Annotated in this window: 1 protein-coding gene; it reads left to right on the top strand. The window is 47.5% G+C overall.

Features of this window, described 5'->3' with window-relative positions:
* A partial coding sequence (rsgA, locus tag R8O11_RS29690) for a ribosome small subunit-dependent GTPase A (protein WP_318195187.1) occupies nucleotides 1-585 on the top strand: 585 nt, incomplete at both ends.

Below are 585 nucleotides of genomic sequence, written 5' to 3'. Positions count from 1 at the left end.
ACAAAAACGCCTAAAAAAGCAAGAAGAGTCCATCCAATGGGATGAGAACATGCTTGGCGCAAGTAAACAGGGTCTAGTGATTACTCGCTTTGGCCAGCACGCTGACATCGAAGATTTAGAAACTGGCGAGGTTCAACGCTGTAACCTACGTCGTGGCATTGAGTCTCTGGTTTCCGGTGACCGAGTGCTCTGGCGTGAAGGTCTTGAATCAATGGCAGGCATCTCAGGTGTTGTTGAAGCCGTAGAGCCACGTACATCAATGCTGACTCGCCCAGACTACTACGACGGCCTCAAACCAGTTGCGGCAAACATCGATCAGATGGTGATTGTCTCGTCTGTCTTGCCTGAGCTATCACTGAACATTATCGACCGTTATTTAGTGGCCGCAGAGACACTCAACATCGCACCATTGTTGGTGCTCAACAAGGTTGATTTGCTTGAGGCAGATGACCGTGCAATGTACGAAGAGTGGCTCAAAGAATACGAGCGAATTGGTTATAAAGTGCTGTTCGTGAGTAAAAATTCTGGTGAAGGCATTAGTGATTTAGAAGTGCAGTTACGCGATCGTATCAACATCTTTGTTGG

Source organism: Vibrio sp. 1288 (assembly GCF_033344475.1).
This window is presented reverse-complemented; position numbering and strand designations above follow the sequence as displayed.